Source organism: Sphingobium sp. FG125, from assembly GCF_057809795.1.
The window spans coordinates 1-26,997 of the sequence record NZ_JBMDKQ010000017.1; the positions used below are offsets into that span (position 1 = coordinate 1).

The 26,997-nt window shown below is 58.8% G+C and carries 23 protein-coding genes and 3 pseudogenes; 7 read left to right on the forward strand and 19 right to left on the reverse strand.

The window, feature by feature from the left end; genetic code table 11:
* Positions 1-23: 23 nt before the first annotated feature.
* The 3 genes and pseudogenes from ACODSR_RS15305 to ACODSR_RS15315 form a co-directional block, all read left to right on the forward strand.
* Positions 24-422: pseudogene (locus ACODSR_RS15305) on the forward strand (IS91 family transposase); the annotation flags it as partial.
* A gap of 89 nt (positions 423-511) precedes the next feature.
* Positions 512-1,023 (forward strand): annotated as a pseudogene (locus tag ACODSR_RS15310) (transposase); the annotation flags it as partial.
* Positions 1,024-1,300: 277 nt separating this feature from the next.
* Positions 1,301-2,249, forward strand: a protein-coding gene (locus ACODSR_RS15315) for an IS630 family transposase (protein WP_489077592.1) whose coding sequence is annotated in 2 segments (ribosomal slippage) — positions 1,301-1,641 and positions 1,640-2,249 — 951 coding nt in all. Because the reading frame shifts where the segments join, the coding sequence is not laid out codon by codon here.
* 207 nt (positions 2,250-2,456) lie between these two features.
* Here ACODSR_RS15315 and ACODSR_RS15320 read toward each other — a convergent pair.
* The 12 genes from ACODSR_RS15320 to ACODSR_RS15375 form a co-directional block, all read right to left on the reverse strand.
* Positions 2,457-2,855 (reverse strand): nuclear transport factor 2 family protein, encoded by a 399-nt coding sequence (locus tag ACODSR_RS15320; RefSeq protein ID WP_489077518.1) that lies wholly within the window; start codon positions 2,853-2,855, stop codon positions 2,457-2,459.
* A gap of 66 nt (positions 2,856-2,921) precedes the next feature.
* On the reverse strand, positions 2,922-4,079 hold the full coding sequence (locus tag ACODSR_RS15325) for a serine hydrolase domain-containing protein (protein WP_489077519.1): 1,158 nt from the start codon (positions 4,077-4,079) through the stop codon (positions 2,922-2,924).
* Positions 4,080-4,114: 35 nt separating this feature from the next.
* Positions 4,115-5,104, reverse strand: a complete 990-nt coding sequence (locus ACODSR_RS15330) for a quinone oxidoreductase family protein (protein WP_489077520.1) — start codon at positions 5,102-5,104, stop codon at positions 4,115-4,117.
* 36 nt (positions 5,105-5,140) lie between these two features.
* On the reverse strand, positions 5,141-6,055 hold the full coding sequence (locus ACODSR_RS15335) for a TIGR03620 family F420-dependent LLM class oxidoreductase (protein WP_489077521.1): 915 nt from the start codon (positions 6,053-6,055) through the stop codon (positions 5,141-5,143).
* Between the two features lie 28 nt (positions 6,056-6,083).
* The gene (locus tag ACODSR_RS15340; protein ID WP_489077522.1) at positions 6,084-7,067 is read right to left on the reverse strand and encodes an LLM class flavin-dependent oxidoreductase; all 984 of its coding nucleotides are present in this window, start codon (positions 7,065-7,067) and stop codon (positions 6,084-6,086) included.
* A 70-nt stretch (positions 7,068-7,137) separates the two neighbouring features.
* A complete protein-coding gene (locus ACODSR_RS15345) occupies positions 7,138-7,689 on the reverse strand; it encodes a nuclear transport factor 2 family protein (RefSeq protein WP_489077523.1) in 552 nt (183 codons plus the stop codon).
* Positions 7,690-7,769: 80 nt separating this feature from the next.
* On the reverse strand, positions 7,770-8,534 hold the full coding sequence (locus ACODSR_RS15350) for an SDR family NAD(P)-dependent oxidoreductase (RefSeq protein ID WP_489077524.1): 765 nt from the start codon (positions 8,532-8,534) through the stop codon (positions 7,770-7,772).
* 26 nt (positions 8,535-8,560) lie between these two features.
* Positions 8,561-9,013, reverse strand: coding sequence for a nuclear transport factor 2 family protein (locus ACODSR_RS15355; protein ID WP_489008790.1), 453 nt, complete (start codon positions 9,011-9,013; stop codon positions 8,561-8,563).
* 136 nt (positions 9,014-9,149) lie between these two features.
* The gene (locus tag ACODSR_RS15360) at positions 9,150-10,517 is read right to left on the reverse strand and encodes an aromatic ring-hydroxylating oxygenase subunit alpha (protein ID WP_489077525.1); all 1,368 of its coding nucleotides are present in this window, start codon (positions 10,515-10,517) and stop codon (positions 9,150-9,152) included.
* Positions 10,518-10,620: 103 nt separating this feature from the next.
* A complete protein-coding gene (locus tag ACODSR_RS15365) occupies positions 10,621-11,808 on the reverse strand; it encodes a sulfotransferase family protein (protein WP_489077526.1) in 1,188 nt (395 codons plus the stop codon).
* Positions 11,809-11,916: 108 nt separating this feature from the next.
* A complete protein-coding gene (locus tag ACODSR_RS15370; RefSeq protein WP_489077527.1) occupies positions 11,917-13,239 on the reverse strand; it encodes a hypothetical protein in 1,323 nt (440 codons plus the stop codon).
* 109 nt (positions 13,240-13,348) lie between these two features.
* Complete coding sequence (locus ACODSR_RS15375) at positions 13,349-14,173, reverse strand: SDR family NAD(P)-dependent oxidoreductase (protein WP_489077528.1); 825 nt, start codon at positions 14,171-14,173, stop codon at positions 13,349-13,351.
* Between the two features lie 594 nt (positions 14,174-14,767).
* Here ACODSR_RS15375 and ACODSR_RS15380 point away from each other — a divergent pair.
* The 3 genes and pseudogenes from ACODSR_RS15380 (at position 14,768) to ACODSR_RS15390 (ending at position 16,393) form a co-directional block, all read left to right on the forward strand.
* Complete coding sequence (locus ACODSR_RS15380) at positions 14,768-15,412, forward strand: TetR/AcrR family transcriptional regulator (RefSeq protein WP_489077529.1); 645 nt, start codon at positions 14,768-14,770, stop codon at positions 15,410-15,412.
* 141 nt (positions 15,413-15,553) lie between these two features.
* Positions 15,554-16,120, forward strand: a pseudogene (locus tag ACODSR_RS15385) (IS630 family transposase); the annotation flags it as partial.
* Between the two features lie 3 nt (positions 16,121-16,123).
* A complete protein-coding gene (locus tag ACODSR_RS15390) occupies positions 16,124-16,393 on the forward strand; it encodes a transposase (protein ID WP_489077530.1) in 270 nt (89 codons plus the stop codon).
* Positions 16,394-16,589: 196 nt separating this feature from the next.
* Here ACODSR_RS15390 and ACODSR_RS15395 read toward each other — a convergent pair whose 3' ends face one another.
* From ACODSR_RS15395 to ACODSR_RS15415, 5 genes are all read right to left on the reverse strand, one after another.
* Positions 16,590-17,048, reverse strand: a complete 459-nt coding sequence (locus ACODSR_RS15395) for a lytic transglycosylase domain-containing protein (RefSeq protein ID WP_489077531.1) — start codon at positions 17,046-17,048, stop codon at positions 16,590-16,592.
* 364 nt (positions 17,049-17,412) lie between these two features.
* Positions 17,413-20,367 (reverse strand): MobF family relaxase, encoded by a 2,955-nt coding sequence (gene mobF, locus ACODSR_RS15400; protein WP_489077532.1) that lies wholly within the window; start codon positions 20,365-20,367, stop codon positions 17,413-17,415.
* On the reverse strand, positions 20,364-22,454 hold the full coding sequence (locus ACODSR_RS15405) for a type IV secretion system DNA-binding domain-containing protein (protein ID WP_489077533.1): 2,091 nt from the start codon (positions 22,452-22,454) through the stop codon (positions 20,364-20,366). Before ACODSR_RS15405 ends, mobF begins: the two co-directional genes overlap by 4 nt.
* Entirely contained in the window at positions 22,451-22,750 is a 300-nt protein-coding gene (locus tag ACODSR_RS15410) for a CopG family transcriptional regulator (protein ID WP_043152366.1), read from the reverse strand. Before ACODSR_RS15410 ends, ACODSR_RS15405 begins: the two co-directional genes overlap by 4 nt.
* A gap of 156 nt (positions 22,751-22,906) precedes the next feature.
* The gene (locus ACODSR_RS15415) at positions 22,907-23,233 is read right to left on the reverse strand and encodes a hypothetical protein (protein ID WP_489077534.1); all 327 of its coding nucleotides are present in this window, start codon (positions 23,231-23,233) and stop codon (positions 22,907-22,909) included.
* A gap of 651 nt (positions 23,234-23,884) precedes the next feature.
* Here ACODSR_RS15415 and ACODSR_RS15420 point away from each other — a divergent pair.
* Positions 23,885-24,112, forward strand: coding sequence for a hypothetical protein (locus ACODSR_RS15420; RefSeq protein WP_239019022.1), 228 nt, complete (start codon positions 23,885-23,887; stop codon positions 24,110-24,112).
* Between the two features lie 462 nt (positions 24,113-24,574).
* Here the strand turns inward: ACODSR_RS15420 and ACODSR_RS15425 are convergent, their stop codons facing one another.
* Positions 24,575-25,555, reverse strand: a complete 981-nt coding sequence (locus tag ACODSR_RS15425; RefSeq protein WP_489077535.1) for a DUF2493 domain-containing protein — start codon at positions 25,553-25,555, stop codon at positions 24,575-24,577.
* 415 nt (positions 25,556-25,970) lie between these two features.
* Positions 25,971-26,981 carry a DUF2493 domain-containing protein gene (locus tag ACODSR_RS15430; protein WP_489077536.1) on the reverse strand — a complete coding sequence of 337 codons (1,011 nt, stop codon included), beginning with the start codon at positions 26,979-26,981 and terminating at the stop codon, positions 25,971-25,973.
* Between the last annotated feature and the right edge of the window lie 16 nt (positions 26,982-26,997).

A 26,997-nucleotide genomic window follows, 5' to 3' on the forward strand; every position in this document is an offset into this window, starting at 1 on the left:
AGTAATGGGCGTTTCACATTATCTGTCGCAACCGGCACTGCCCGAAGTGCCAGAGCGCGACGCGCGAACGGTGGCTCGCTGACCGGCAAGCCGATCTGTTGCCAGTGCCCTATTTCCACGTCGTGTTCACGGTGCCGAGCGAAGTCGCCGAGATCGCGTTCCACAATAAGGCGGTGGTCTATGCGATCTTGTTCGACGCCGTCGCAGCGACGCTCAAGACCATCGCAGCCGATGCCAGGCACCTTGGTGGCGAAATCGGATTCCTGGCCATTCTTCACACATGGGGGCAGGCGCTCACGCATCATCCGCACATTCATTGTCTCGTCCCCGGCGGAGCACTTTGTTCGGATGGACGATGGCGCGCTTGCCGACCGAACTTCTTCTTGCCCGTCCATGTCCTCTCTCGCCTGTTCCGGCGACTAGAGCGGTTTCCACACGAACTGAATCAGGGGTTCCCTTTGCTGCGCTGATGTGATTCACACTGTCTGCTGGTGGCAGGAGGCCAGCATGGATGGCACGAACGCTTTCACAGGACCTGCGGGACAGGGTCATTGCTGCGATTGGTGGGGGTTTGAGTTGTCGGGCTGCGGCTGACCGGTTTGGGGTCAGCGCATCAAGCGCAATCCGCTGGCGGCAACGCGCGCTGGAACATGGTGAGGCTGTCGCAAAGCCACGTGGCGGAGACCGTCACTCGGGCAGGATCGAGGCGCATGGCGGCTTTATCCGTGAACTGCTTGCCGAACAGGGCGATATGACCCTTGTCGAAGTTCAGGCTCGATTGATCGAGCGGGGCGCCCCGGTCGGGATCGGCACGCTGCATCGCTTTTTCGTGCGCCACGGCATCACGCGGAAAAAAAGACCGGGCACGCAATCGAGCAAGACCGTCCCGACGTCCTGAAGCAGCGTCGCCACTGGTTCGAGGGTCAGCTCGATCTAGAACCAGAACGCCTGGTCTTCATCGACGAGACCTGGACGGCGACCAATATGACCCGCAGTCATGGCCGCTGCGCCAAAGGCGAGCGAACCGTTAGCGGGCTTTGGGGCCTGATCGGAAAGCTCGTCGATATCTTCCAGCCCAACGAATGCGCCAATTACTTCAAATCGTGCGGGTATGAACCGGAATGAATGGAAACCGCTCTATTGCTCGAAAGGCTCCAAGCGGCACATGCAGCTGGGCGCCTACGCTTCTCCGGCAAGCTGGATGAGTTAGAGCATAATCCGATCTAACGGAATCGAGGGGGTTCCCTTGGGCTGGAAAGTCTGATTCACCATGTCAGCTGGACGAGGAGGCGAGCCTGGCATGACGAAGTCTATCTCAGAAGATCTGCGCTCACGGGTAATTGCCGCGGTTGATGGCGGTATGTCTCGACGCGCTGCAGCGGCGCGTTTTGGCATTGCGGCGGCGAGCGCGGTCCGCTGGGTTCGCGACTGGCGAGAGACCGGATCGACGCGGGCAAAGCCCCAGGGCGGTGACATGCGATCGCAGCGGATTGCCGCCTATCGCGACGTCATACTCGGTGCGATCGAGGAGCAGGTGGACATCACATTGGTTGAATTGGTCGAGATGCTTCGATCGGAGCATGAAGCGGTGTTTGCGCCGAGCACCATCTGGCGCTTCCTCGATCGTCATTCGATGACCGTCAAAAAAAACGGCGCACGCCAGCGAGCAGGAGCGGCCCGACGTTCTCGCGCGGCGACGCGCATGGTTCAAGGCGCAGCCTGACCTTGACCCCGAACGATTGGTGTTCATCGACGAGACTGGCGCTTCAACGAAGATGGCCCGCCTGCGGGGACGGGCAAGGCGCGGCATGCGTTGCCGGTCTCCAATCCCGCATGGTCATTGGAAAACTACCACCTTCACCGGCGCGCTCCGTTTGACCGGCATGACCGCGCCCATGGTCTTGGACGGCCCAATGACGGGCGAATGGTTTGCGGCCTATGCCCAGCAGGTTCTGGCGCCAACGCTGCGACCGGGCGACATCGTCATTCTCGACAATCTGCCAGCGCACAAAAGCATGGCCGCACGCAAGGCGATCGAAGCAACGGGCGCACGCATGTTGTTCCTTCCGCCATATAGTCCCGATTTCAATCCAATCGAAAATGCCTTTTCCAAGCTTAAGGCCATCCTCCGAAAAGCCGCAGCACGGACCGTACCACAGCTATGGGATGCTATCCGCGACGCTTTACCGCGCTTCACTCCGGAAGAATGCGCCAATTATTTCACTGCCACAGGATATGAGCCAGAATGATCGGATTCTGCTCTAAGCAGCTCGAACACGCGCGGTAGCGGATACGCCCGTTCGCGAACGCACTTCCGCGATAGAAATCGAAAGAATCGGATCAGCCATATCGTTTAAATCGGCGATGAAGGTGGAGGCTATGCACCGTTTGCGCGGCACATTGCCAAAGCCCCCTCTCCAAATACCTCTAATTCCAGAACAGATAGTCGCCTTGTTTCACTTACCAAAAATATCCGCGACATGCGCTGTATCCATATATTCGCGCAGCCTTACGATCTTGCCAGCATGATCGAACTCGAACAGAAAATGATAGCAATTCTCGTAAGTCTTGCCATCGACCGTTGTACCGTGGCTCTGCGCCTCCACGGCGACACGCTGGAGTTCGGCGGTGATGCCCGTTACAGTCATGCGAAGCCCGTGCGGGAATACCGGGGCAAAGTCGGGCATGGCCGCCGCGAGCGCGGCCATATTGCGAGAGCCGGAAAGCGAGGTGCGTCCCGCAACCCAATATTCAAACTCGTCGGATGCCAGGGCTTCGACGCAACTAACATCACTTTCGCCCATCGCTTCCAGAAAGGCCTTTGCTCTGGAAACATTTACTTGCGTGATCGACATCGGCTTCGTTCTCCAAAGTGCCCGCAAGGCCGCCGGGGCGCGTGCGCGGCAGGCCATGACCGGATCTCAGCGCGCCGCCTCGACTGCATAGAGCGCCTCGAGCAAAGCGGCGACGCGCGGATCGATCCATTGCGCGTCAGGATGCCGCATGGTGTTGGTCACATAAGCCACGCCGATCCTGCGCGCCGGATCGGCAAACGCGATGCTGCCGCCAAAGCCGGGATGGCCGAATGATGCCGGATTCGGCCCCATTGCCCCGTCATTGAGACGGAAACCTGCTGCGTAGCGACCGCTCCCGCCCAAGGCTTGGTCGATACCAGCAATGCGCTCGCGGATCGCCTGCTCCAACATCACCCTGCTCACCAGCCTTGGTTCGTTCTGCAGGTCGTCGCTCACGAGATTGGCGTAGAGCTTTGCCAGGCCGCGCGCGCTCGCGGTCCCGCCAGCCGCCGAATGCCCCGCCGCACGCCAGTAGCGTTGGTTGGGAAAGTCCCAGGCGATCATCGGATTGGCTAGCGCGGCCTCCATGGCTTCAGGGTCCGGCACTTCGAACTCGACGGCTGTGGTGTCATCCGGTCCGAACATTGCGGCATAGCGATCATCTTCCTCGATCGGCAGCCCCATGAAAATGTCGAGATCGATTTTCGAAGCGATTTCTTCTTTGTAAAAGCAGGCGATGGTCCGGCCATCGATCCGGCGGATAAGTTCGTCGACCAGGGTGCCGATGGTCAGCGCATGATAGCCGTACAGTCCTGGGCCAAAGAATGGCTTCTGCTCGGCGAGCATGGCGGCGACGAGATCATGGGCGATATAATCGCCCAGCGTCACCGGCTTGCGCGCGCCAACTAGGCCGGCCTGATGCGACATCATTTCGCCGACCGTGATCTCCGACTTGCCGTTCGCCGCGAATTCCGGCCAATAGGCCGAGACGGGGGTTTCATAGTCGAGCTTACCCCGATCGACTAGCATCGCGATGCAGATCGACGCGACGCCTTTCGTCGTGGAATTGACGCCGAACAACGTGCGATCCGTGATCCTGATGGATCGATCTTCCACGCGGTTTCCGCCCCACAGGTCTACCACCGCGGTGCCGTCTCGATAGACGGCGAAAGCCGCCCCTACGTCCAGGCCCGATACCAGATTATCCTCAAAGGCAGCGCGGACGCCCCCATATCCGGGGGCCACGCTTCCCTGAACCTCAAGGCTGCCAGTTTCCAAACGCATCACCGCTCCCCCTTTTCTATAATTGCCGCCCAAGCTTATCCGCCTGCCATATTCAGCACGAGCTTGCCTCGATTATGCCCGCCCTTCAGCCGCTCTATCGCGGACTGGAGGGCGGCGAGTTCCACCACCTCGACCGGCGGGATACGAATACCCTGCTGGTCGAGAATATTGACCAGCGGTACCTTGTCTATCCGTTCGGGCCAATGGGCAAAACAGCGCACATGCCGAAAGCCGAGCGCCTGCGACGCAAGCATCTGTTCGTCCAGATTGCTCGTGTCGAGACCCGTAGATATGCTGACCAGGGTTCCGCCCGGCTTTAATGCCACCAGCGCGTCGGGCAGGGTATTTTGCCGGACGGCATCGAACACGATGTCGACGCCTTCGGGTGCCCATTCGCGCGTTTGGGCGACGATGCTTTTGTCAGGATCGGTATAGTCGATGGCGAGGTCGGCACCCATCCCGATCATATAGTCCCGATTGGCCGCCCTCCCGGTCGCGGCCACCAACAATCCCCCATATTTCGCCAGCTGGATAGCGAAGCTGCCCACGCCGCCCGATCCGCCATGAATCAATATCTTCTGCCCGGGCTTCCCATTGCCCAGGTCATCGGCGAACAGCGAGATGTAGGAAGTGAGAAAGCAGATGGGCGTGGCACCCGCCTCCTCCATCGACATCCAGTCAGGCACCCGGCACGCCAGATTGGCAGGGAAAGCGACATAGTCCGCAAAAGTCCCCGTATCCCCGGTCGCGCGGCTTCGCGCGAACATGACACGATCACCTTCACGGAAGTTGGTGACACCAGGTGCCACGCGCGCGACCACGCCTGCCGCCTCGAAGCCCATGATGTTGACATTGCTGTCGGCAATGGTCGGCACCATCCCTTGTGAATATTGCCAGTCCGCCGCGTTCATCCCGGCATAGGAAATGCGTACCAGAATCTCGCCGTCCGACAGGGTCGGCTGTTCGATTTCCGAAACACGGGGCGAATGGGCCTTATTGACGAAATCAGCGGTAACAGCGCGCACAGGCATCACTCCCCATTCATTTATACGGTTGGCCAATCAGGCACCGGGCGCGAGCAGTTCGATAATCCGCATATCGGTGCCGCCGCCTGGTGCCAGCGACTTGATGCAGACCTGGGTGGCACCCGCACTCAGATGCTCGTCGATGCGCTTGCGCAGCGCAGCCTCGTCGCCCCAGCCCACGATCGCGTCGACGAACCGGTCCGAGCCGCCATTGGCGAGATCATCGTCAGAGAAACCGAGCGCCTTCCACGAGTTGCAATAATTCGGCAGGGTGAGATAAAATTCCACCTCGCTGCGCGCGATCGCCCGTGCCTTTACCGGGTCGGTTTCGAGGACCATTGGCTGCTCGACGCAGAGCAGCCTGTCGGGCCCAAGGATCGCGCGCGCCTGCGCGCTATGCTCCGGGCTCACGAGGTAGCTGTGCGTGCCCTGCGCCCTCTCCCCGCTCAGTTCGATCATCTTCTCGCGCAGCGCGGCCAGCACGATCGTGGTCGGCTCGGCTGGCGGTACGGCATGATAAGGTGCCTTGGCGATCGCCTCCAGATAGGAACGCATCGCGGGCAGTGGCTTTCCATATTGATGCCCACGCATGCCTTCCACGGCCTCGCGATGGGAAACGCCCAGGCCCAGGATGAAGCGCCCGCCCCATTGTTCGTTCAGCGCATCGGCCCCCGCCCGCATGGCGATCGCATCGCGCGAATAGATGCTGATGATGCCCGTCGCCACCTTCAGCCTGGTCGTGTTGGCCAGCAGCCAGGCCGACGCGATCAGGGGATCGCGACCGAACGCGTCCGGCATCCAGATCGAGTCATAGCCAAGTTCCTCGACACGGCGGGCGAAACGAGCAAGGCGCTCGGCCGTCGCCGGTCCCAGTTCGCTGGATTTCTCGTCCTCAAAAAAGCCGATCGGTCCATTGACGCTGGCCCAGATTGCAAGTGTGCCGAGATTCATCTGATGTCTCCTGTATGACCGCGCTTCATCAGTTGAACGCCGGCAACACCTCTTCGGCGAACAGCTGTGCATAGGCAATGAAGCGATCGGCGGGAAGGCCCGCCGGCATCATCATCGATACATGATCGAGCGGCATGCGTTCCTGCAAAGCCTTGTATTTCGCGACCGCGGCGTCCGGGGTCAGTATTTCCATCTTGCCGCACATCTTGAACTCGTCGAGGCTCATCAGGTCCATGCCCTCGCCACCCCATTCCGCATATGTATTGTTGACGTGGTGGAAATGGGGTGCCAGCTCCTCCATCGCCTGTTCCGGGTCGCGGGCAACGACGGTGAAGAAATCGCCGAGCCGCACCTTACCATCGCTCACCTCCTTGCCCTGCGCGCGCAGTTTTTCGAGATAGATGTCTGCCCCGTCGGTGGTGCCCACATAGCCGTCGCCATAAGTCAGGACCCGGTCGATCGCCTTGGGCGCGAAGCCACCGATATATAGCGGGATACGGCCGCGCGGGGCCGGCGGCATCATCTTGACGCCGTTCAGCTGATAATGCTGCCCGGCGTAATGGACCGTTTCGCCCGCCCACAGCCGGGTGACGACCTCCAGCCATTCATCGAACAGGCGGCCACGCTTGGTGAAGTCGACGCCGAACGCTGTATATTCCTCAGGCCGGTAGCCGATGCCCAGGCCGATATCGAGCCGTCCGTTGCAAATGATATCGAGCACCGCGCAATCGGAGGCAAAGCGGGTCGGATGGTATAGTGGGGCGAGCGCGATCCATGTGCCAAGCTTGATGCGCTCGGTGCGCGTGGCGATCGCCGAAATCACAGCGAGCGGCGAAGGCAGATAGCCGTCGCTGGCGAGATGATGCTCGGGCACCCAGGCACCCCCGAAACCGACCTGCTCGCTCCAGGCTGCAACCTCGATCGTCTCCTTGTACACCTGCTCCCATGGCCGATGCCACTGCGGCGGATTGCGGAAGTCATAGAGATAACCAAAAGTGACTTTGCCTGACATAACCTCGTTCCCTAATATTTTGCCTTGATACCGACAATTGTGCGCCCACTCATGTCGTCAGACTGGATCATTACACCGACCATTGCGGTGGGCCATTATAGCCGCGCTGCGGCATTTCGCGGCCGCGGTTTATGGTCATATTGGTGAAACGCCAGCCTTCGCTGGTCCGCCTGAACTCGAGCTTGTAGATTGCGAGCGACCAGTGCCCGTCAATGTCCTCGATCGGCCTCCCGTTCGGCCATTTCGACAATGCGATCAGATGCCAGTGTCCCCGCGCGACATCGCCGTCCACATCGATCAGCGGGTTCGTCACATTATGCGAGACATAAGGAGTAGCCCGCAACGTATTGAACAGCGCACGGATCGTCTCGCGACCTTGCGCCTTGCCGATCGTGCCGCAGTCGTCCCAGACGCCATCTTCAGTGAAGAGATCCGCAGACGGACCCATGTGGCTCGGTCCCTGCCCTTCCCAGCCGCCGTCGTTATAATGGGTGTAGAGTGACATCAATCGGGCGATGTCCTCATGATCCTCGATCAGGCGCACCCGCTCATCGAGCGTCGTCGGCCGCTTGCCTCTGGGACCGAAGGATGTTCCCGCGAACGGGTCTGTGGCACTGGTCATGGTCAACTCTCTCCTTATAAGCAGCTTGTATCAGCGACGGGTCGAGGGCTATTTTCAGCTCTATCCAACCCTCGCGACCATCATTGGGCCGTCAGCCCGCCATCGACCAAAAGAGCGGTGCCGTTGCAGAAGGACGCATCGTCCGAGGCAAGGAAGGCGATCGCCGCCGCCATTTCCGACGGGTCACCCAGCCGCCCGGCCGGTATGATCGCCTTGATCTGCGCGGTCTGCGCTTCAGGATCTTCCAGCGAATCCCCGAGCATGGCCGTCTTGGTCCAGCCAGGGTGCACCGAATTGACGCGAATGCCATGTTTCGCATTTTCGATCGCCACTACCTTGGTGAGCATCAGGACGGCGCCCTTGCTGGCGCAATAGGCGCCGCCATATTCACCAGCCACGAGCGACGCCGTGGACGCCACGTTGACGATCGCGCCTGTCCGGCCGGATGCCTGCCACTCGCGCGTCGCGATCCGGCATCCCAGAAAGGCCGTGGTCCCATTGACATCCAACTGGCGACGCCAATCGGACAGTTCCATATCGACGACATGGGCCTGCACGGCGATGGCGGCATTGTTCACCAATATGTCCAGCGGACCCAGTTCATCGCGGGTGGTCTGGAGGACATTCTCCCATGACGCTTCGTCAACGGCATCATGCGCAATCCCGATCGCGCGATAGCCCTCCTGCCGAAGCTCGGCAGCCCGTTCCTCGACAGCGGCATGATTGATGTCGGTCAGCGCTACCAGCGCACCCTCTTCAGCCAGGCGCTTGGCCGTAGCAAAGCCAATCCCGATCGGTGAGGCCGCGCCCGTCACGATCGCTACCTTGTCCCGCAAACCTCTCATACCAACTCCCGCTCCTGATATTTATTTTAGCTAGCCGTCTCATTGGACGGCCTGGTGAACTGCCGCGGACCGTAAAGCACAACCTTGTGCGTCCTGAACAACCATTTTCCATCAACCCGGGCGTAGGTGTCATCCAGATAGGAATGCACTCTCACGATCCTACCGTCATGCAACCCGCCCTCGAAGAAGCAGTTGAAGAAACCCTTTGCCTCATCATCGCTCTGTTCCGTTATGACATGGCCGGTTGCGTAATGGGCCAGGAACGTCATGGCGCCATCTATCTGCTCTTTGAAAAACGCCCTGATCTGCTCCCTGCCCATCGACAACGGGCCGTCGACGGCGGTTTCATCGAACACGCCGTCTTGCGTGAAACAGTCGGCCGCCTCGTCCCACATCCGCCGGTCTTCATAGGCCGAAAAGCGGTTCACCAGATCCCGTATTTCCTCGCGATCTATGAGCCGTTGCAGCTTTTCATCCATGCCGACCTCCAACATTTACCCACCACATTGCACGGGCCGCACGACATCAAAATCCGGTGGGCTCATTGATTGCGCGGCACCAAATACATCATGCGGGTTCAGCCTGTTTGGGAAGCGGCCACATGTCGGCATAATTCTATTGCCGCTCATCCAGTGATTCATCTCCCAAGGCTTTATGCAACTCGCGGTGGAAGTGATGAATATGGCTCTCATTGCGGCCAAAGGTGAAATATTCCTGGGCACCGGAGTATACCGTCTCCTGTATACTATTTACGATCGGACAATCTTCATCAATAACCACCTGATGGGTAAGGCTAGCCCAATCACGAACCTCTCGCTCCATCGGCGTGCCGATGAATTCGCCACTCACAACGGTTCGCGATATGGCCACCGACTCACCCGGACTATTGCCGGGCAGGATCTGGTTCATGAACATGCGTTCAAGTGGCGGGCCATCACGCTCTTCCTCACCCGCAAAGGCATTGGTGCTTGCGCATGTGTAGAATGTTGACGGAAAAATGGTGAAGCCGCTTTGCACAAAGCGCTTCAGATCATCTATCGATGAAGGGTCGCATTCCGTATCAATGCCCAGGACCGGCGACACGATTTCACCATGGATGCCCCTGCTATCGACCTTGATCACGCCGGGAATGACGAAACTTCCAAAACTCTGCGCATGGAGGCTGGGGAAGTGATAGGTTTCGATATAGCCTTCATAGGCCAGCTTCCAGTTCGCGGCAGGCACCTCCTTGAGGTTTACCACTCGGAAGCGTTCAAGGCCAAATTTGGGCAACAGGCTTGAAAGTTCAGGCCCGAGAAACGCATCGAGATCAAGCGGCATGCCAGGGGTCAGAATGCCCCAGATCAGGCCGTGCCGCTCCTCGACGGCCAGTTCGGTCAGTCCATATTCGGCCTTGTCGACGTCCCCGAAAATGGCACTCTCGGACAGTCCCACGAGCCGTCCGTCCTGCCCGTAAGTCCAGGCGTGATAAACACAGGTGAAGCGCGGTTTCTTGCCCTGCCCTTCCTCGACGACCTTCGCGCCACGATGTCGGCAGGCGTTGATGAACAGCCGAACCTCTCCGGATTTCTGGCGCACTAGGAGCATCGGCACGCCCAGCCGGGTCAGCGCCCAATAGCTGCCGGGTTCGGGCAGTTCATTCGGCAACGCCAATACCATGGGCGTGGTCCGCAGTAACTGGACTTCCCGCTCCCAACGGTCGCGATCGGTATATTCGTGCACAGGAACCTTGAAGATATCGGGCGCGAGGGTGGGACTCTTTTGCGCAACCAAATCGATGAGCACGTCATAGCGAGCGCGCAATTCAGAATGCTCAAAGCCTATCATTTCAACACCAATCCTCTGACCTATTTTTTCAAAAATTTCCCGCCTCACCCGGCGCGATTCGACTTTCTGGCATCTGCCGCAGCGTGGCACACCGACCCCCAGCAAGTCAATTTTATTTAGAACGATCGGTCTAATTTCTGCGCATTCCCGTTTCACCAGGGCTGCCGCTCGACAAGTTCCCTGCTTTTCGCAGCGACCAGCTATCCCAATATTCAAAACCGCGCGGCGACCCCATTCCTGCCCGGCGCGTACCGAGCATTTATTTCTGGAAGTATCGGCGGTTATATTCTGCGAAGGCGGCATCCACCATTGCAGATGTCAGGCCATACTGCTCCAAACTATAAGTATAGCTGCCAAATTCGCCATGAGAGTCGCTTGCCTCCCACATACGCATCGCTTCTTCGCGACGCGGCGTTAACTCACGGCCCGTCAACTGATAGATATCGCGCACTACGCCAAACGTGTCCTTACGAAGACGGTCATACTGGACATCGAGGAGATCGATCTGTGAACCGAGAGCGTTGAGTTGCTCAAGATGCCGGTCCATCTCCGCCGACCAGAGCCGAAGCACATAAGCGCCCACGGCTTCCATATCGACCACATCCATGCACGTCCGGAACAGCATCTCGATCAGGCGGCAGGTCGATGCAATGACCTCGTGGACATCGCGATGCATGAATATATATTTGGCATTGGGGAAAACATCGACCAGATGATCCATATTTCCGATGTGCGGCGGCGTCTTCAATATCCACCGACGGTCGCCATCGGCACTTCGACGTCCACCTTGCTGCCATTGCAGATATTGCAGCATCTGTTTGAGGAACACATAAGAGCCATGCAGAGATTCAGATCTTACCCATTCATAGTAATTGGGAACTGGCACCACCCAGCAGTGGCCAACCGTCTTGAAGGTAGGCAATTGCACGAAAATATCTTCCTCGGCATCAGCAATCTTCACCGAATGGGACTGCATCAGGCCGAGATTATTTTTGATCATGGCCTCGACGATCTCACGATCGATCCCGATGCGGGGATCTTCTTCGCTCGCCACTGCGTTCGGGATGCGCGAAGGATTCATCGATTCCCAATGTCTGATGCTCAACGTGTCGGGGTCGGCAGCGAGCAGACGCTGCAATTTGGTCGAACCGACGCGGGTCATGCCCAAAATGATGAGCGGATCGTCGACTTGTTCGTCGAGAATTTCCGGGTGCTTCTTCAGGTCGTGGGCAAAACGCAGTCCGTTGACCAGCCAGCGGTGGATGATCGCCGAAATGGTTGCGATACCGTCATCATTCAACAAGACGTTATCGTTGATATCCTGAAGAAATCGCGCCAATCCTTCGCGAGGGTCGAAGTCGCCGAAATCGTTCAACCCGTCCTCGGCGCAGGCTACTGCGATCAATTCTTCTACAGACAGTTTTGATGTCGACTGAAGCGTGTCCATTGAAGGCTCCTCTAACCTTGATATTTGCTGTTTGCGATTAAGGGACTGGGAACGATCCGGCACCCGATATTGACGGGGTGCCGACCCTCAAGAGTCCGATTACCATCCTTAATCGCCAGCGAATGTGCAATCCACGCCGCAGCGCGACCCATAGTCGAGCCTGCGGCTTGCAAGTTCGACCGATCGCTCCGCCGGCCCCACAGATGGAAAATCGACCGGAAGTTCGGAGTGGATGGCACTCAACTTGACGAGTTTGACGCTCTGGATCGCGTCCTTGGGATCAGCGACCGGTGCATGCATCCCTTCCCACCGCATCGCCATGCAGCCTTCGCGCAAACTGTCGCTATCCATCCAGTTCGCTACGCCGGGATCCTGGTGACTGACGACATAAGTATAGGTGCCGTCGCCATTCCGATGCGATTGATGTCCCGTCCGGCTGCCCGATTTACTGTGCGCATTGCGGGAAATCAGCCACGGTGACGTCACGCTGAAGCTCATATATTCCGCCTCCTGTGGAAGGAGGTTCACAACCAAGGCCTCGTCATCCGCCAGATGATATCGGCCTTGTGTGATCATCGACGGCTTGGTTGCGTGACCACGCATCATAGCCGCGCCGAAATCATTGACTGGTATCGATTCATATAATGGTTCGAATTGAGCGATCGTCTGTGCCCCGAACATCATATAGCGTGCCGCTATCGCGACCTGATCATCAAAGCTGTGCTTATGACTTGGTGGTCCACCAACCTTGCGGAATGACATGGCGCGAGGGCGCTGCGTATGCCAGTCACTCAATGCCTCTCGAATAATGACGAAAACGCCGCCCTTTGACTGAAGATGCAGGCTGCCGTCCCTTGGGTCTTCAGGTCCGATCGTGATGCGTGATGCGCCCTCACCATCTGTGATTATGCGTCCCTCATCCGCGGCATCCACGGTCCGTTCCCAGTCCGCCCAGCTTTTGACCTCGGCCCCTGTGAGCGCGACATAGATTGCCACGCTGAATCGACCGGTCGGCCCAGTGGGCTTGGCATCAAGGACATAAGTCGATGCGGCATCGATGAACAGGTAACGATATATATTGTCGGGATTATCGAAGCAGAACCGCGATCCCGTTACCAAATGCCCCATCCACTCTTTTTGGGGTGTCTGAATCCAGACAAGGTCAGGATTTTCAAAATTCGTGCTTGCGGCGGAAAGAAGCGCGTAGCCTGCACATTCGGAAACAACCTCGTCCAGAGTCTGCTTAGCCGTCTCCGACTTTGCCCACGACAAGCCAAGCAGGAGTTGGCGCGCCGCATCCATCGCCTGTTGCATTTTGGGTGTCTTGAGAATTGCCCCTGCCGTTGCTTCGATTTCGTACTGCCGTTCGGTAGCCAAAGGAGAAGCGTACGCGTCCTGGTCAACACCGCGCATATTGTTGATCTCGTTCATACGATGTTCTCCAGTTGCTTTTCCCGCAGCCGTCACAACCGAACCGCGCTGGCAGGCTGGACGACGACGGGAGCAGTCTTGGTGCCCCCGCCCCGCCAGGCACCGCTCATCATTTTTTGGACGACGCGTCGGCGTTCGCGGCCATGACTTCGTAGGGCAGTTCTTCCGGCTGCACGTTTCGACGCAGGTGATTGCCGTTATCAACGTTTAACGTATCACCCGTTACCGCCGCGTCGGGATGACATAGCCAAAGACACGCTGCCCCAACCTGCCTCGGTGTGACAGGCCGACCGAGCGGAATTTCCTTCAGGAGCACTTTCCTGGCTACTTCGTGGTCCAACAATATCTTCGACATCGGCGTATCGATCAGCCCCGCCTCCACCGCATTGATCCGAATGTCCCGCGGCGCATATTCGAGCGCGGCATGTTCAACGAGTATCTGGGCCGCAGCCTTGGCCGATCCATAGCTGCTATAGCCTGGAACCGGCATCGACGCTGCGGTGGAAGTGATCACCACCATCGCGCCGCCGTCTCTCATCCGCCGCGCCATGTGCTTGATGAAGAAGAATGGACCAAAATAGTTGATGTCGAAAGCTTTCCGCACATCCTCCGGGTCGATGACGTCGATCATGCCGACAAAGGGCACGCCTGCGGCCATGATGGCGACATCGATGGGGCCGTTGGCGGCGAACACTGCGTCGGCCATCGCCTCCACCTCGGCCTCAATCGAAGCGTCGCATCGCACACTGGCACCGCCGATAAGACCGGCAAGTTCCTGGATCCCAGCCATGCTTCGCGCGCCGACCGTTACGCGCCCCCCCTGCTCCGCGGCCAGCTTGGCGGTTTCCCAGCCGGTGCCGCCACGTGCGGAGGCGCCCAGAACAACGATATTCTTATCCTGGAATGGTAGCATAAATCTATCCTTCTCCTGCATTTTTATGATTGTCGGTCGAGTTGACGTGCCGACGACATTCGCGCTTCATATTGGCATGTTGCGAGCCGTTTACACCACACCCACATCGCTTCATTGTTCATCGAGCCAAGACCATTGGCCGGCCGGTAGTAAAGGTCGACTAATTTAAATACTGCTCTCGCACTCACAAACACTTAAGGCGAATAATTTACTTGTGCCTTTGAAAAATATTGCAGGAATGGAGAAAATTTCTCCGCTTTTCAGCGAATGGATTTGGCGGATAACAAAAATGGGGAGAATATTTCTACTTTTCGAGCAACCCTGAAGGTTACACTCACTCTCCCGTCTACTAACCTAATGACAGCCTTTTCGCCGCCTTATCCACATGAAGGCGCAAGCTGTCAATAGAACGACCGTCCTTTTTTATGCGGGAAAGCTTGTGAATGAGCTCAGCCTTCCGGCGGCTGCAGGAGTTCGTCGGCGTAACGCCCGCAGGCGATCGGGGAAGGCAGCCGCAGAGCGGTCGATCAAACTATATTAGCTCTTTTCTGGATTTGAGTTATAAACATCGGATCAAGGCAGGTGCTGTCGCCGCAAGCGGCACGAAGGAGATAGATGACTAAGTCAGCAGCAGCGATCTCGCGGCGAGAGGAACGGATCAAACAGCGAGAAACCCAAATCCGCAATGCAGCCAGAGCATGCGTTCGGGATGAAGGCTTCCACGCTGCGACCATCAGTCGCATCGGTGCCGTGGCAGGAATGAGCAAGGGCCACATCTACAAATATTATGAGAATAAAGAGGAGATCATGATCGCGCTGATAGAGCACGACATGAATGAGTTCATGTTGCTCATAAGCCAATTAGGCCAGTCGGAGGACCAAGGCGTCGAATCGCTTATTGAGTCTTTTGTGAGCGAGCTTCCTGTAATTCTTAAAAGCGACCGCACCGCCCTGTGGCTGGAAGTCCAGGCCGAGGCGGCGCGCAATCCGAGAGTCAAGGAAATGGCCGTGATGGCCGCCAACTATTTTAGAGAGACAATTCGCAAGATCATAGAGCCTGTGCTGGAAGGGCCTATCAAGGATGAACTCGACATTCGCGTTGAAATGCTGCTGATATCGATGCACGGCCTAGGTCTGAAAGCCACCGTGCATTCGGACGGCAGCATCGAAGGCTTCGCAACTGCGGTTGAATTCGTTTTTCGGACCTTTTTGTCGGCCCCCCCCCAATCTGCGGTCATGCGAAGCGTTAAGGCAGCATAGAGATGACGGGTTCAAAGCTCTGGGCGACGGAATAGCGCTGAATCCGATGCGAACTAATCGCGTAGTAACCCATTGGCAATTGGACTGACTGCTAAAATGCTTTGTCACCCCATTGACCGGAGAAACATCATGTGAGGGGGCTTTGCAGCCGAGCTGGCAAAGATCAAAGCCGCTCTCCCGCGCGACACGCCCATAGAGGTATGGTTCCAGGACGAGGCCCGTATCAGCCAGAAAAACAAGATCACCCGCCGCTGGGCCAGACGCGGCACCCGGCCTTCAGCGCCCAAGGATCAGAGGACCAAATCAGCCTACATCTTCGGCGCTATCTGCCCTGAGCTTGGCAAGGGCGCTGGCTTGGTCCTGCCCTTCTGTAATACCCAGACCATGTCGCTGCACCTGGCGGAGATATCGCTCGCTATCGAACCAGGTGCCCACGGCGTACTGCTGATGGATCAGGCCGGATGGCACATGACCGGGAAGCTGGAAGTGCCCGATAATATCAGCATCGTTCCGCTGCCGCCAAAATGTCCTGAACTCAACCCGGTCGAAAATATCTGGCAGTTCATGCGCGATAACTGGCTATCCAACCGCATCTTCACGTCCCACGACAACATCGTCGACCTTTGCTGCGAAGCCTGGAACAGGCTGATCGATCAGCCCTGGCGCATCATGACAATCGGACGCCGCAAATGGGCATGTGGGTCATGATCAATGCAGGTTGGTATAAGACGGGTTAAGCCGGGCGATGTCGTTATCCTCGACAATCTCTCCAGCCACAAAAGCGAAAAAGCCAAGGCCATACTCAAGGCCCGGGGCGCTTGGTTCCTCTTCACGCCGCCATACAGCCCCCACCTCAATCCGATCGAAATGGCCTTCTCCAAACTCAAGGCCAACCTCCGCCGCACCGGCGCAAGGACCATCGAGGCCCTATGGCAGGCCATCGGCAATATCTGCGACCGCTACACCCCGATGAATGCTTGAACTTCCTCAAAGCCGCAGGATATGCGTCCGATTAAAGGCTCGATGCTCTAGGCTTCCTCCAAGGAGGGCGTAGCCCGACCGGTGTGAGGCCCAGTATGGGTTACCAAATTACTGCGCTGGCCTTTACCTCATGCTGCAGCCATCGACCAAATACACGGTGCAATGGGCCTGCTAAATCAAGGTTGCGTCCTATCTATCACTCGCGAAAGACAGCATCTCCGTATCTGGTTCGCATTTTGCGAGCTACCGAATTTAAATAGCGATACTGCCGCCACGTCGTCGGGCTGTTATAGACTCCAATCGCCTTCCAGTAATTACCAGTCGATCGCAAGGCGGCCAGGAAAATCCACCGTGCAGCTTCCACGTTGAAGCAGGGATCAAAACGCAGCCAATGTCGAACCTGAATAGGTGAACGCCCAACAAGCGCAGCGATGCGCGGTGTCCACCAACTGTTTATCTGGAGTGGGCCCAGATCATGAGAGCCATTGCTGTTACGAACCTCAGCGCCGACCCAGCCAGCTTCCTGATCGCGCAGTCCCCAAAGCGTTTTCTCGAGCCAGGGATGACCAAGCGAGGCTTGCAGAATGCAAGCGGAGATCCGCAAGTCCCCCTCGTCTGAAGACTTCGAAAATGCGGGGGTGGTGTACAATGCCATACTGATGACTGCAGTGCATAACAGCCTGGGGATGCTGTATGACCTCATCCGACCCTCCGGATAGCGGTTCCAAGCGTAGTGATCGAATTGGTCGGATCACTGTAAAGTGACAGCGCCGCAAATGGGCCACCTTTCAGAAATGCAGAGAGCGCTCTCCCCAAATGGATCTCGTCGGCAGCGCTACGACTGACAGAAGTCCGGCTATGCTGCTTGGTCCATCCAATGCGGCTCAAGGAGACTCTACACCCTGTGGTCTGGCACGACGTACTGAATTCAAATCGATACTCAGACGGTACGACGCCTGCGAAGCGCTTTGCTCGAATCAGATGAACGGTAAATTTGGAGCGAAGCATGGGCAGTGACCTTATCGTTCGGGGCCATGAGAGGGTTCGGGCCGAGCCGCTGGAGATTGGTTTCCCCGGTCGATAGCGTTTTTCGGCGCTCTCCCTTCGGCGCGCGCATGGTCGAGAATGCCTGCGAGAAACCTGTCGAGCACCTGCGCGATGTTCCGGGCACCGTCCGCAAGATGCTCAGCCGCCCCACGGGGTGAGCGGTCACGATAGTGGAGTTGTCGCTCGAGCGCCCGATCGCGCCGCTCCGTTCGGTCTCGCTCTTGCTCGGCCCTCAGACTTGCCAGATGGCCTTCCCGGCGTTTCGAGAAGGCCTCTACGCGATCAGTCTTCAACCGGCCCAAACCTTCCGACGAAGACGTCTTCTCTCCTGATTGGCGCTCGAGTTTGGCAATCAGTTCCTTGACGTTGTTCGTCCAGAGCCTCGCGCCAAATGCCGCGCGGGTGACGGCGGTGTAGAAATTCTGGGCGTTGACCAACGGCGATTCGACGGGCGCCAGCACGAAAACGCGCGGATAGGTTTTGGACTGGGCGGAATAGACCGTCTCTGCATAACCATGATCCCAGGTCCGATGTTCGGACAGATCAACCCGCTGCACGCGCCCATCTCGATCCCATCGTATTGTCGCTACCGGCCCATCAAGTTTTTCAACGGTGCCGCGCTCCGCATTGCGTAGCCCGAGTTCGCGGTTGACAAGTCGCCACTGGATACGGTCCCCCTCTGCGAGGACTCGTTCTTCAGGATTGAACACATTGATGTGGCGGGCCTTTGTCGTCTGCGGATCCCAGCGTACCACATGCCCGTGATCGTCAACGAGACGCACAACCTGACGCCCGTTGGCCTCCCGTCCCGGTCCAGCGACGCGATAATCGGCATTTCGAGCGATACCAAGCCCCGCCATGTCTCGCTCGAAATGCACCACCTGCCCTGCCCCGTAGAAGCGGGCAATATGCTTCTGGATATCGGTCGAGCCGGCCGGGGCCAGGATGGAAAACCGACTATTTTGGGCAGCCAGCCCATTCTCGTTTTTCAGCGCTTCGCGAATCTTACTGTTGACGATCAGCCGGGTCGCATTGTCGAGAACAAGGATATTGGTCCCTGCCCGTGATTCCGGCTTGAGCCGTATCCAGGCATTGACGACCTGCTCCGCCATCTTTTCATTGTCGTCGACGGTGTTGACGCTATCGAGCTTTGCCAATGCCTCGGCAAAGTTCCGTGTCCGGGCAGCTGTGACGGCAGCCTTGATTGATTTCGTTTCCTGCCGAACGGCGTGCGTCAACTCAACCGTTGGCAAGCCCAGTCTTCGCATCAACCAGAAGGGTTTGCCCTGCTCGATCGCCCCGGTCTGTTTCTCGTCTCCGAGGAAAAGCAGCCGTGCGCCGGTTGTCCTGCTGATCTCCAGCATCCGCTGGGCCTGGCGGTTGCCGAGCTGCCCTGCTTCATCGAGGACCAGCACATGGCGGTCCGTGATTCCCTGCCCGCCGCGCGCGACGAAGCTGGCGACAGTATGAGACATGATGTTCGCCTTGCTTCCCAGTTCCGCAGCGGCCGATGATGTGGGTGCTAATGCAATCAATGACGTTCCCGGCTCGGCCGCCTCAGCGAGAACTCTCACCAGCGTCGATTTTCCAGAACCGGCAACACCGTGAATCGCCGTGACCCGATCCCGCGTCAGTGCCGTCTCGACAAGTGCGCGCTGCTGCTGCGTGTTGAGCGACGTCCCGTCGAGCACGGCCAGCAAGCGATCGCTGGTGGCGATTGGACGCGCGTCATCAAGGCCAAGCGCAATATGCTGGGCCAATGCCAGTTCCCGACGCCAGGATTTGCGGCTGGTGCGGCCACGGGTCAACACCTTGTCACCGGTCTGCGCATGGGTCGGCAGCAATTTGCGCAGGACCTCATGTGCTGCGATCCGGGGACGGATATCGTCGAGCCGGACTTCACCGACATAGGCAGCAAGACCAGTGCGCAATATATCGCCTAAATTGTTGACCGCCTCGGATGTCTCCAGTTGCCGCAAGCCGAAAAGAGCCGCACGCGACGCATCGCGTTCCGTGGGCGCCGGATGCTCCCCTTCCCGACCCCGCGCCAGCGCAGCAATCTCCTGCAGCGTTTCGAGACGCTTGCCTGTCCGCTGATGCCATTGCGCGCTGAGTTCGGCCTCGCCGATCTTCACCTTCGCCTTGCGGGTGGCGTAAAAGGAAACACGCTGGGCTTTCTGGCCCACCAGACCATGCTCGCGCGCATGGTCTTCAATCGCCTCGGCGCGCTTCGAGAAATGGTCGATCAGGTCCTTCGGCACGCTTCGTATCTCGAACAATCCGGAACGCGGATCAGCATCGATTTCATAGCCCGCTTCGCGCAAACCGAAGGCCAGCGCGTTGCGATAGATCTGCCCGGCCAGGCGCTGTTCGCCATACATGACCCGGCTTTCAAGGCTTGCCATGGGATCGCCATCCTCGCGGTTCGTCATGTTGAGCACGACGAGATGCGTATGCAGATGCGGATCGAGTTCCCGGCTGCCATGCTCAGTAAAGCGAGCAACCAGGAACCGACCCGTTGTTTCATGAACGATCTTCCCTTCATCACGGCGGCGCAATTGCGCCTGCTCCTCCAGATAGGAAATAGCTGCGGTCACCGCGCCCTCATGGGCGGCAAGCACGCGTTCGTCACCTGCCACCAGCCCCATGATAGAAACCGACTTTGGCGCATTGACCGCAAAATCCCAACCGGGGTGATGCTGAATTTCGCCATCCGCGCGGTGCCGCCCGAGTTGTTGATCACCGACTTTCCCTGCGAGAAGGTCTCGGAACAGCTTCGGATCAACAGCGCCGGAGAGGCCGAGATCGCCTGCCAGCTTCCCACCCCATGCAGACGGTTCGTTGCCGCCCTTGGTGTAGTAATCGCCGACCGTGTAATAGCGGGCGATATTGGCTGGTTTGCCATGGAGACGTTGCGGCTGAATCATGCTGGCCTCGCCCGCTCACGCGGTCCGTCATCCCGGCCATGCTGGACAAGATCGGACCGGATTTCTCCCTGCTTGCCGGCAAGGATCGTCCAAAGGTTGCGAGCGGGCGCGGGAAGCTCGGCATTCTCGTCATTGAGCAATATGTCTTCGACTCGCTGCGGATCGATGTTCGGCGCTGGAGGCGTAAACATATCCGACTGGGGTGGTGGCGTCGGGGCGGATTCTGAAGATACCGAAGGCTTCGCTTGCTTGATCTCGCCATGTGTCGCTGGCGGAGTTGCCTGCGTCGCTTCCCGCTCCATCGCTTCGCGAACACGCGCTTCAGCATGGGCGATGCGGACGAGCATCCCGGCCTTGTCGATCTGAATGGGAGGTGTCGTGCGTTCGAGGAAGGCTGGTCCCAACGATGGGACGTCGTTGAACCGGCTGTCGAACCGGACCACAGGCAAATTTCGGCCAAAGCGCAGGAAGCCCACCAGGTTGGGCAGATTGGTGACTTCGGTCGACATGACTAGCGGCCGCGTTACCTGCATGCGTGACAGATTGACGCCGTCACGCATGTCGTTGACGCCATAGGACATGCCCTCATTGGCCTCGACCTGTTCGACCTGACCAAGGTTGATCGAGACATGCTCGGCGGTATCCGTGTCATTCGCGCGCAGCGCCACCCAGGTCGAGCAATAGCCAGTGATCGCCGCCGCATCATCCTTGCCGTAGGTAGCTTTGAGCTGGGGATAGGACTGGAAGCCCAATATGCCGCAGCCGCCATATTTGCGGGCACGGGCGAGAAAGTCCGAGAGCGACGGCAGCTTATGCAGCGTCGGCAGTTCGTCGATCACGCAATAAAGCCGTCGGTCGCGATCGGGCGTCAGGCTCATGATGGCGCTGATTGCGATGTCGAGCCAGACGGTGATGAGCGGGCGTAGCGAGGGAAGCTGGTCGGCCTTCACGGTGATGAAGAGCCAGCTCCCGTCTGCGCCTTTCTCAACCCAGTCGCGGATCGAGAAGCCGTCTTCGGTGTCATCGAGATAACCGAAACTACGCATCACCGAGGCGAGCTCGGCCTGGATGCCGGCGGATGTCCGTTCGCCTTCGGTGCTGATGAAAGCGGCAGCGTCCGTTCCAGTCACAAAAGCGGCCAGGTCTTTCAGTTTCGAACGCAACAACCTGTCGAGCAGGACCGAGACATAGGTATGTTTCTGGCGCGCCAGCTTGCGCATGACCGCAACCAGCGTCCCCCGCGCCGCCTTGGCCCAGAAGGGATCGCCATGCTTGTCGGGAATGGTCGATTCCGCGATCTGGTCATAATGATAATCGCGTGGCACATCGACCCAGGGCGACCAGCGCGCCGCGCGCTGGTCGAGCGGGTTGAGCAACATGTCAGTGCCCTGCCGATAGAATTTCTCGACGAAGGTTCCGGCAGTGTCATAGACGATGGCGCGCCGGTCCGATTTGCGGATGCCGTCGAGCATGCCGACGATGAGGTTTGTCTTGCCCGTGCCAGGCGCACCGCACAGCAGGATATGCTCAGGCTCATAGGCCTCAGGCACCGGCACATTGCCGATCACCAGCGGCCCCTTGGTCTGTCGCCATAGCGCGCGTTTCACCTGACGGATCGTGCCGAACCTTGCCCCTCGCAGATATTCGTTGGAGCCCAGGCCCTTACCCGTCCGGGTGAAGTAGAACCAGGCCCAAGCGAGCATGACAAGGGTGAACAGGCCAGAGAGCAGTGCGCCATGCAGCAGATAGCCTTCAAATGCATGCAGGGTCTTTTTCGCGAGGGTGGAGGCAACCAGCCAGTCCGCCGAGGTCCAGTAGGCCTGGCCTTCGGGGGTGCGAAACTGCACCGGATCATTGGTCCCGGCGGCCGCATCCACCTTGATCGTGGCTTCGGCCAATTTGACCAGAACGAACCGCTCATACTCGGTCGATTTCTCGAACGCATACCAGAGTGTGCCGATGATCCAGATGATGAAACCCGCTAATATGGTCTGATAAAAGACCTGGGTCGTCATGCGGACATTGTGGACGATCGCCTGGCCACCGCGCGTCCAGGAGCCTAATGTGTCGTTGCGAAAGATGCTCATGGGATCTCCTCCCCGCCAAGCAGTCCGCGTTCGGCAAGGATCATTCGGGCTTGCGCCATGCCCTGTTCCAGCGCTTTGGGAGATTGCTGGCCGACGGACGTCGCGACAATCGATAGGATCTGGATCGACGTGGCGAGGATCTCATCCTGGGAGGAGAAGACATAGCGTTTGCGCTCATCGACCGCCTGTTCAAGGAGCTGACGGATGAACCCCGATAAGGACAGGTTCGCACCGAGCGCACGGCGCATCAAGGCGGCATGCAGCGATTCATCGAGGCGGAAATTAAGCTTGGGCAAGCGAAGGGTCTCCTTATCCGGAGACCTTCGAAAATATCATGAAGCGGTCGCATATTACCGGAATGGCAATATTGGCGCAAGCCGCCCTATCACCAAATTGATCCAGAGATTGAGCGCTGAGGATATGTGCCGACAGGAACAGGCTGAGCAGCTCGATCAGTTGCCTCTGATGATGATGGACGGCGGCGGGGTTCCGCCTGTCTCGTCGCGGTGTCGACGGATTTCGCCGATCCCCAGTCTGATCTTCCTGGCTACAACGTCCGACATGCGCCGCACCTCACTGGGCGTATCGAGACCAGGGACGCCCTCCAGAAACTCGGCCAGCAAAATCGTGAGCATCTGACAGACTTCGGCTGAGCCGATATAGAGTGTGTCCCCCTTCCCCGCTTCCGGAGAGTGCTGCCTTTGCGCCGACACTTCGCAGATGGCCTTGACCACTGCCCGGCGGAGGTCGCTGATATAGTCCTCGTTCAATTCCGTCATGGCGCTATCCTTTCTGCTGCGGCAAAAAGACCATGAATTCGGCCAGGATTCAACGGGCGTCGCCCCGCCGTCACAGCATTCTGGGATCCGCAATGGCGTACGACGCGTATCACGAAATTCCCGAAGTCGTTTCAATACGATATGTGGCCCCGTGTGAGCCCTGTGTTTCGCGTACGACAGCCCACCGGTTCGACGTGTGACATGTGATACAGACTTATCTCGATGTTTTCAGGGCATAATGCGCCCGCAGCACCCGTGCGTAGGGTCCATTACAAAACGGCCTTGCGCCGTGCGTCCCGCCTTACGCAGCGCGCTCGCGCTGCGCTGCCTCGTGCCGGTAGGCGCGGGGCTACCTTTTTGCTGGTTTTCAGGGGTCGATATTGGGGTGGATTGAGGGGCAAATCTCATGGCCTTGTTCTCCCAGAATTTAAAAAAGGGGGCCGTGCATCAGGGCCGGTCCCGAGAGCGTGATTGCCTTCATCAGGGGATTTAATGCCGGGCTTTGCATGCCAGCATTGCCGCTTCGTCGGCGCGCCGTCCACGCCGCCAGTTTCGCAGGAAGCGGCAAGCCGCTCTTGCTTTGGCTCCTCGATATGGCACAGTTGCGTATGACGGGCAGCCCATCGGGGAAGGACGATGGAAATGCCGAAGATGACCGAAAGGGATCGGCTTGCCGATCTCGAAACACGTCAGCGCAAGCTGACAGAAGATCTGGAAACCGCCCGCCGCGCTCTGCGCGGCAAATATGCGGCCATGGTGAACGACGTGCCGATAGAGACGCTGACGGAACGGGAGTTCCGCGAACTTCTGATGCAGGCGATCCGGGTTGGTGGCAGCGCAGCGCTGACGGCCCTGAAAAAGTTGCCGCCGGTGACCTGACCCGCCGCGAAGCGGCAATCTGATGATAACCGGCAGAGGTGGGGCATAATAAACCTATTTCTGTCGGTATCAGAGCGCAGGATGACTATGCGGTCTTCCGGGGCAAACCCGATAGTGATGAAGCCTCCCCGTTCTGCACATCGACGAATATCAGCGAAACTTCCCCTGCTCCGATTGTTCTAGATGATAAAGCCATAGGAGGCATTCCGCGCTATGGCCCTCCCTACCTCAGATGGTCACACTGGACGTTTCCGAGACGACCCACCCTTCCAAACCGCACCCGAAGGGTGTGTCCCTGCGACGAGCACGGCGAAGCCGCGCACAGGAGGCCGGGACTGCGCTGGCGGTTCCGTATCGCCTCCGCGACGGGCCCGCTTGCGGGTCCCTGAGCGGGGGCGAGTGCTGCGCTTGAAAAAAGAAATGAGGATCGGCCCGGTAAACCGGGCCGATCCTCTCGGGGCGTCATTGCGCCTCCCATTCCTGATCGCTGAGCCTCACAAACCGCGCCGGGATACGCTTCTCCCTGACCAGTCGCGCAAGGTGCGATTGCAATCCCGATCCTTCGCAGACCAGCGCTTCGACGGGACGTAATCCGACCATCTGCTCGTTGCGTACGAACCCCGCCCGTTTGCCAAGCTTTGCGCTGAGCCGGAATGTTATGAGCGTCACTTTGCGCGACGCTGCCCAGGCTGCGGCCATGGCGTCGCATCCCTTGTCTTGCGCGGTCGTCGCCAGCACCATCATCGGATTTCGGGATTTGGCTTCATCGAGCTTCTCCCAGATGAGGGAGACGTCGAACCAGCATTCCGCTCCTCCTGAGAAGATCACGATGGGCCCTTGCGGATTGTGCGCGTCGGTTTTGCGCTGGCGACGGGCGGCGAGGAAATCGGTGGCGGCAATCACCGACGCGGTGCGCTTGCTCGACACCAGCGATCCCTTCGGCGCTGACCATGGCCGCCCGGTTTCGGTGTGAAAGACGTCGGCGGCATGGTCGCGCATGCACCGCAGCGCATCGGTAGCTTCGTCAAGATATTCGAGCTCGTCGCGTGCCTGCTCGAGTTCGACGCTGTGGATTTCGCTGCCATCGGCACGTCGCAGCAGGTCCTGAACCTGCCGTGTCGCCTTGTCGGCCTGGCCCTCCCACTGGTCGGCGACGTGATGGAAGCTGTTGACGATACCCCACGCCAGGCGCTGCGCGGCCGGCTCCAGGCGTGTGTCCCGTAATACGTCGAAGAGTGTCGTGACGATCAGTTCGACGGCGAACTGGGCTTCCCTCGGATCGGGCATGTCGGTCGCCATCTCTTCTCCACTACGCCCGATGCGGACACCATCGAGATCGGAGGCGAAGGCGGCGTGGAAATCGTCGGTGGTGGCCGCTGTCTCCTGCGTCATGAATGTAGCAATGTCGGAAAATGTGCGGTCAGACTGGTTGATCTTCGTCATGTGAACCTCCTGTTGAAACGAAAGAGGTTCACCCTTGGGCACGGGCTCCGAGCGGCGGGGTCAAGGATCGCGGAACGCGACCGGCGCAGCCGGCGATGGGGGTCACGATTTTTTGGGGCGGCCACCATGGTCGAGTGAGAAGCGTGGCGCCTGACCCGCCCCGAAAAATGGTGGGGCCCCGTCGTCCTTGAGGCCGACGCGGTCCCGTGCCACCCTTGGAATTCTTGAGAGAGAGAAGAGGCGTTGCGAATCTGGGGCTCGATGCCCCTGATTCGCAAATGGGTGCCTCCAGGCGCTGCCCTTGCGGGAGAGAGCTAGCCACGCTTGCCCTCATCGCCAGGGTCAGCATCTGTTCCATGAAAAAGGGAACAGCACGCGTAGCGCTGTCCCCGAACGGAATGCGAGCGATGTAATGTCAGGCGGCGCGGCGAAGTCGGTTGCGTTGGGGCGGAGCGACCTTTTCGACCGGAACCTGATCGGCCTTGCGGAAGGCATGGATCGGAACGCCGGCCTTGCGCAGAGCCTGATAAAGATTGGCCTGAATACCTGATCCCTCACCCAGCAAAGCTTCGACAGGTTTCAGGTCCACAAGCTTCCGATTGCGGGCGAAGGGCGCACCCCGCCCCGACCCCGTCAGCGAATATGTCACAAGTTGCACCTCCCGATTGCCAGCCCAGGAGGCCACGATCGCGTCGAAGCCCTTGCGCTGCGCGGTCGTCACCAGCGTCATATGCGGGATGCGTTCGAGGATCGTGTCGAGCCGATCCCAGAGCAATTGCCAGTCATGCCATTCGGCATGGCCTGAGGCGATGACGATTGGTCCACGGGGGCGGTACCGCTCGCGTTCGACCAGTTCCCGGGCACGCAGGAAATCCTGTATCGACACCTGCGTAGCGGTAGCGGCCTTCGAGACACGCGATCCGCGGGCCGGCGACCATGGACGACCCGATAGCACGCGGAAAGTTTCGGCGGCATAATCGCGCATACACTCGACCGCCTCGCGTTGTTCGGTCAGCGACTGGCACAGGAGCTGTTTCTCCTCCAGTTCGCTGTTGAAAACCTCGGAAGGCTCGATCCGTCGGATCATGTCGCGCAGCTCATGGGCCAGCATGTCTTCCTGTCGTTCAAGCTTGCCAGCTACGAAGTGGAAGCTGTTGACCATGCCCCAGGCGATCTCGGGCGCGAGCGCGTCGAGGCGGGTATCGGTCAAGAGATCGAAGATGGTGGCGATCACACCCGCGCAATCGGCCTGCGCGTGGAGCGGTTCGGGCATATCATGCTCGCCCGGCTCGTCGCCCGGCGCGATGATCGAAAGCGGGATGGGGTCGCCAAAGGCGCGTTTGAATTCCGGTGTCGCCGTCATCTGTGCAAACAGCGCCGGCAGGTCTGCAAAGTGGCTGATACTGTGCGAATGGTCGTGGGTCATGGGACTTCTCCTCATC

Coding starts and splice junctions, on each gene's coding strand:
- ACODSR_RS15320 (WP_489077518.1), bottom strand. CDS start 2,855: ATGTCGATCACGCAAGTAAATGTTTCCAGAGCAAAGGCCTTTCTGGAA.
- ACODSR_RS15325 (WP_489077519.1), bottom strand. CDS start 4,079: ATGCGTTTGGAAACTGGCAGCCTTGAGGTTCAGGGAAGCGTGGCCCCC.
- ACODSR_RS15335 (WP_489077521.1), bottom strand. CDS start 6,055: ATGAATCTCGGCACACTTGCAATCTGGGCCAGCGTCAATGGACCGATC.
- ACODSR_RS15340 (WP_489077522.1), bottom strand. CDS start 7,067: ATGTCAGGCAAAGTCACTTTTGGTTATCTCTATGACTTCCGCAATCCG.
- ACODSR_RS15345 (WP_489077523.1), bottom strand. CDS start 7,689: ATGACCAGTGCCACAGACCCGTTCGCGGGAACATCCTTCGGTCCCAGA.
- ACODSR_RS15350 (WP_489077524.1), bottom strand. CDS start 8,534: ATGAGAGGTTTGCGGGACAAGGTAGCGATCGTGACGGGCGCGGCCTCA.
- ACODSR_RS15355 (WP_489008790.1), bottom strand. CDS start 9,013: ATGGATGAAAAGCTGCAACGGCTCATAGATCGCGAGGAAATACGGGAT.
- ACODSR_RS15365 (WP_489077526.1), bottom strand. CDS start 11,808: ATGGACACGCTTCAGTCGACATCAAAACTGTCTGTAGAAGAATTGATC.
- ACODSR_RS15370 (WP_489077527.1), bottom strand. CDS start 13,239: ATGAACGAGATCAACAATATGCGCGGTGTTGACCAGGACGCGTACGCT.
- ACODSR_RS15375 (WP_489077528.1), bottom strand. CDS start 14,173: ATGCAGGAGAAGGATAGATTTATGCTACCATTCCAGGATAAGAATATC.
- ACODSR_RS15380 (WP_489077529.1), top strand. CDS start 14,768: ATGACTAAGTCAGCAGCAGCGATCTCGCGGCGAGAGGAACGGATCAAA.
- ACODSR_RS15390 (WP_489077530.1), top strand. CDS start 16,124: ATGCAGGTTGGTATAAGACGGGTTAAGCCGGGCGATGTCGTTATCCTC.
- ACODSR_RS15395 (WP_489077531.1), bottom strand. CDS start 17,048: ATGGCATTGTACACCACCCCCGCATTTTCGAAGTCTTCAGACGAGGGG.
- mobF (WP_489077532.1), bottom strand. CDS start 20,367: ATGATTCAGCCGCAACGTCTCCATGGCAAACCAGCCAATATCGCCCGC.
- ACODSR_RS15405 (WP_489077533.1), bottom strand. CDS start 22,454: ATGAGCATCTTTCGCAACGACACATTAGGCTCCTGGACGCGCGGTGGC.
- ACODSR_RS15415 (WP_489077534.1), bottom strand. CDS start 23,233: ATGACGGAATTGAACGAGGACTATATCAGCGACCTCCGCCGGGCAGTG.
- ACODSR_RS15420 (WP_239019022.1), top strand. CDS start 23,885: ATGACCGAAAGGGATCGGCTTGCCGATCTCGAAACACGTCAGCGCAAG.
- ACODSR_RS15425 (WP_489077535.1), bottom strand. CDS start 25,555: ATGACGAAGATCAACCAGTCTGACCGCACATTTTCCGACATTGCTACA.
- ACODSR_RS15430 (WP_489077536.1), bottom strand. CDS start 26,981: ATGACCCACGACCATTCGCACAGTATCAGCCACTTTGCAGACCTGCCG.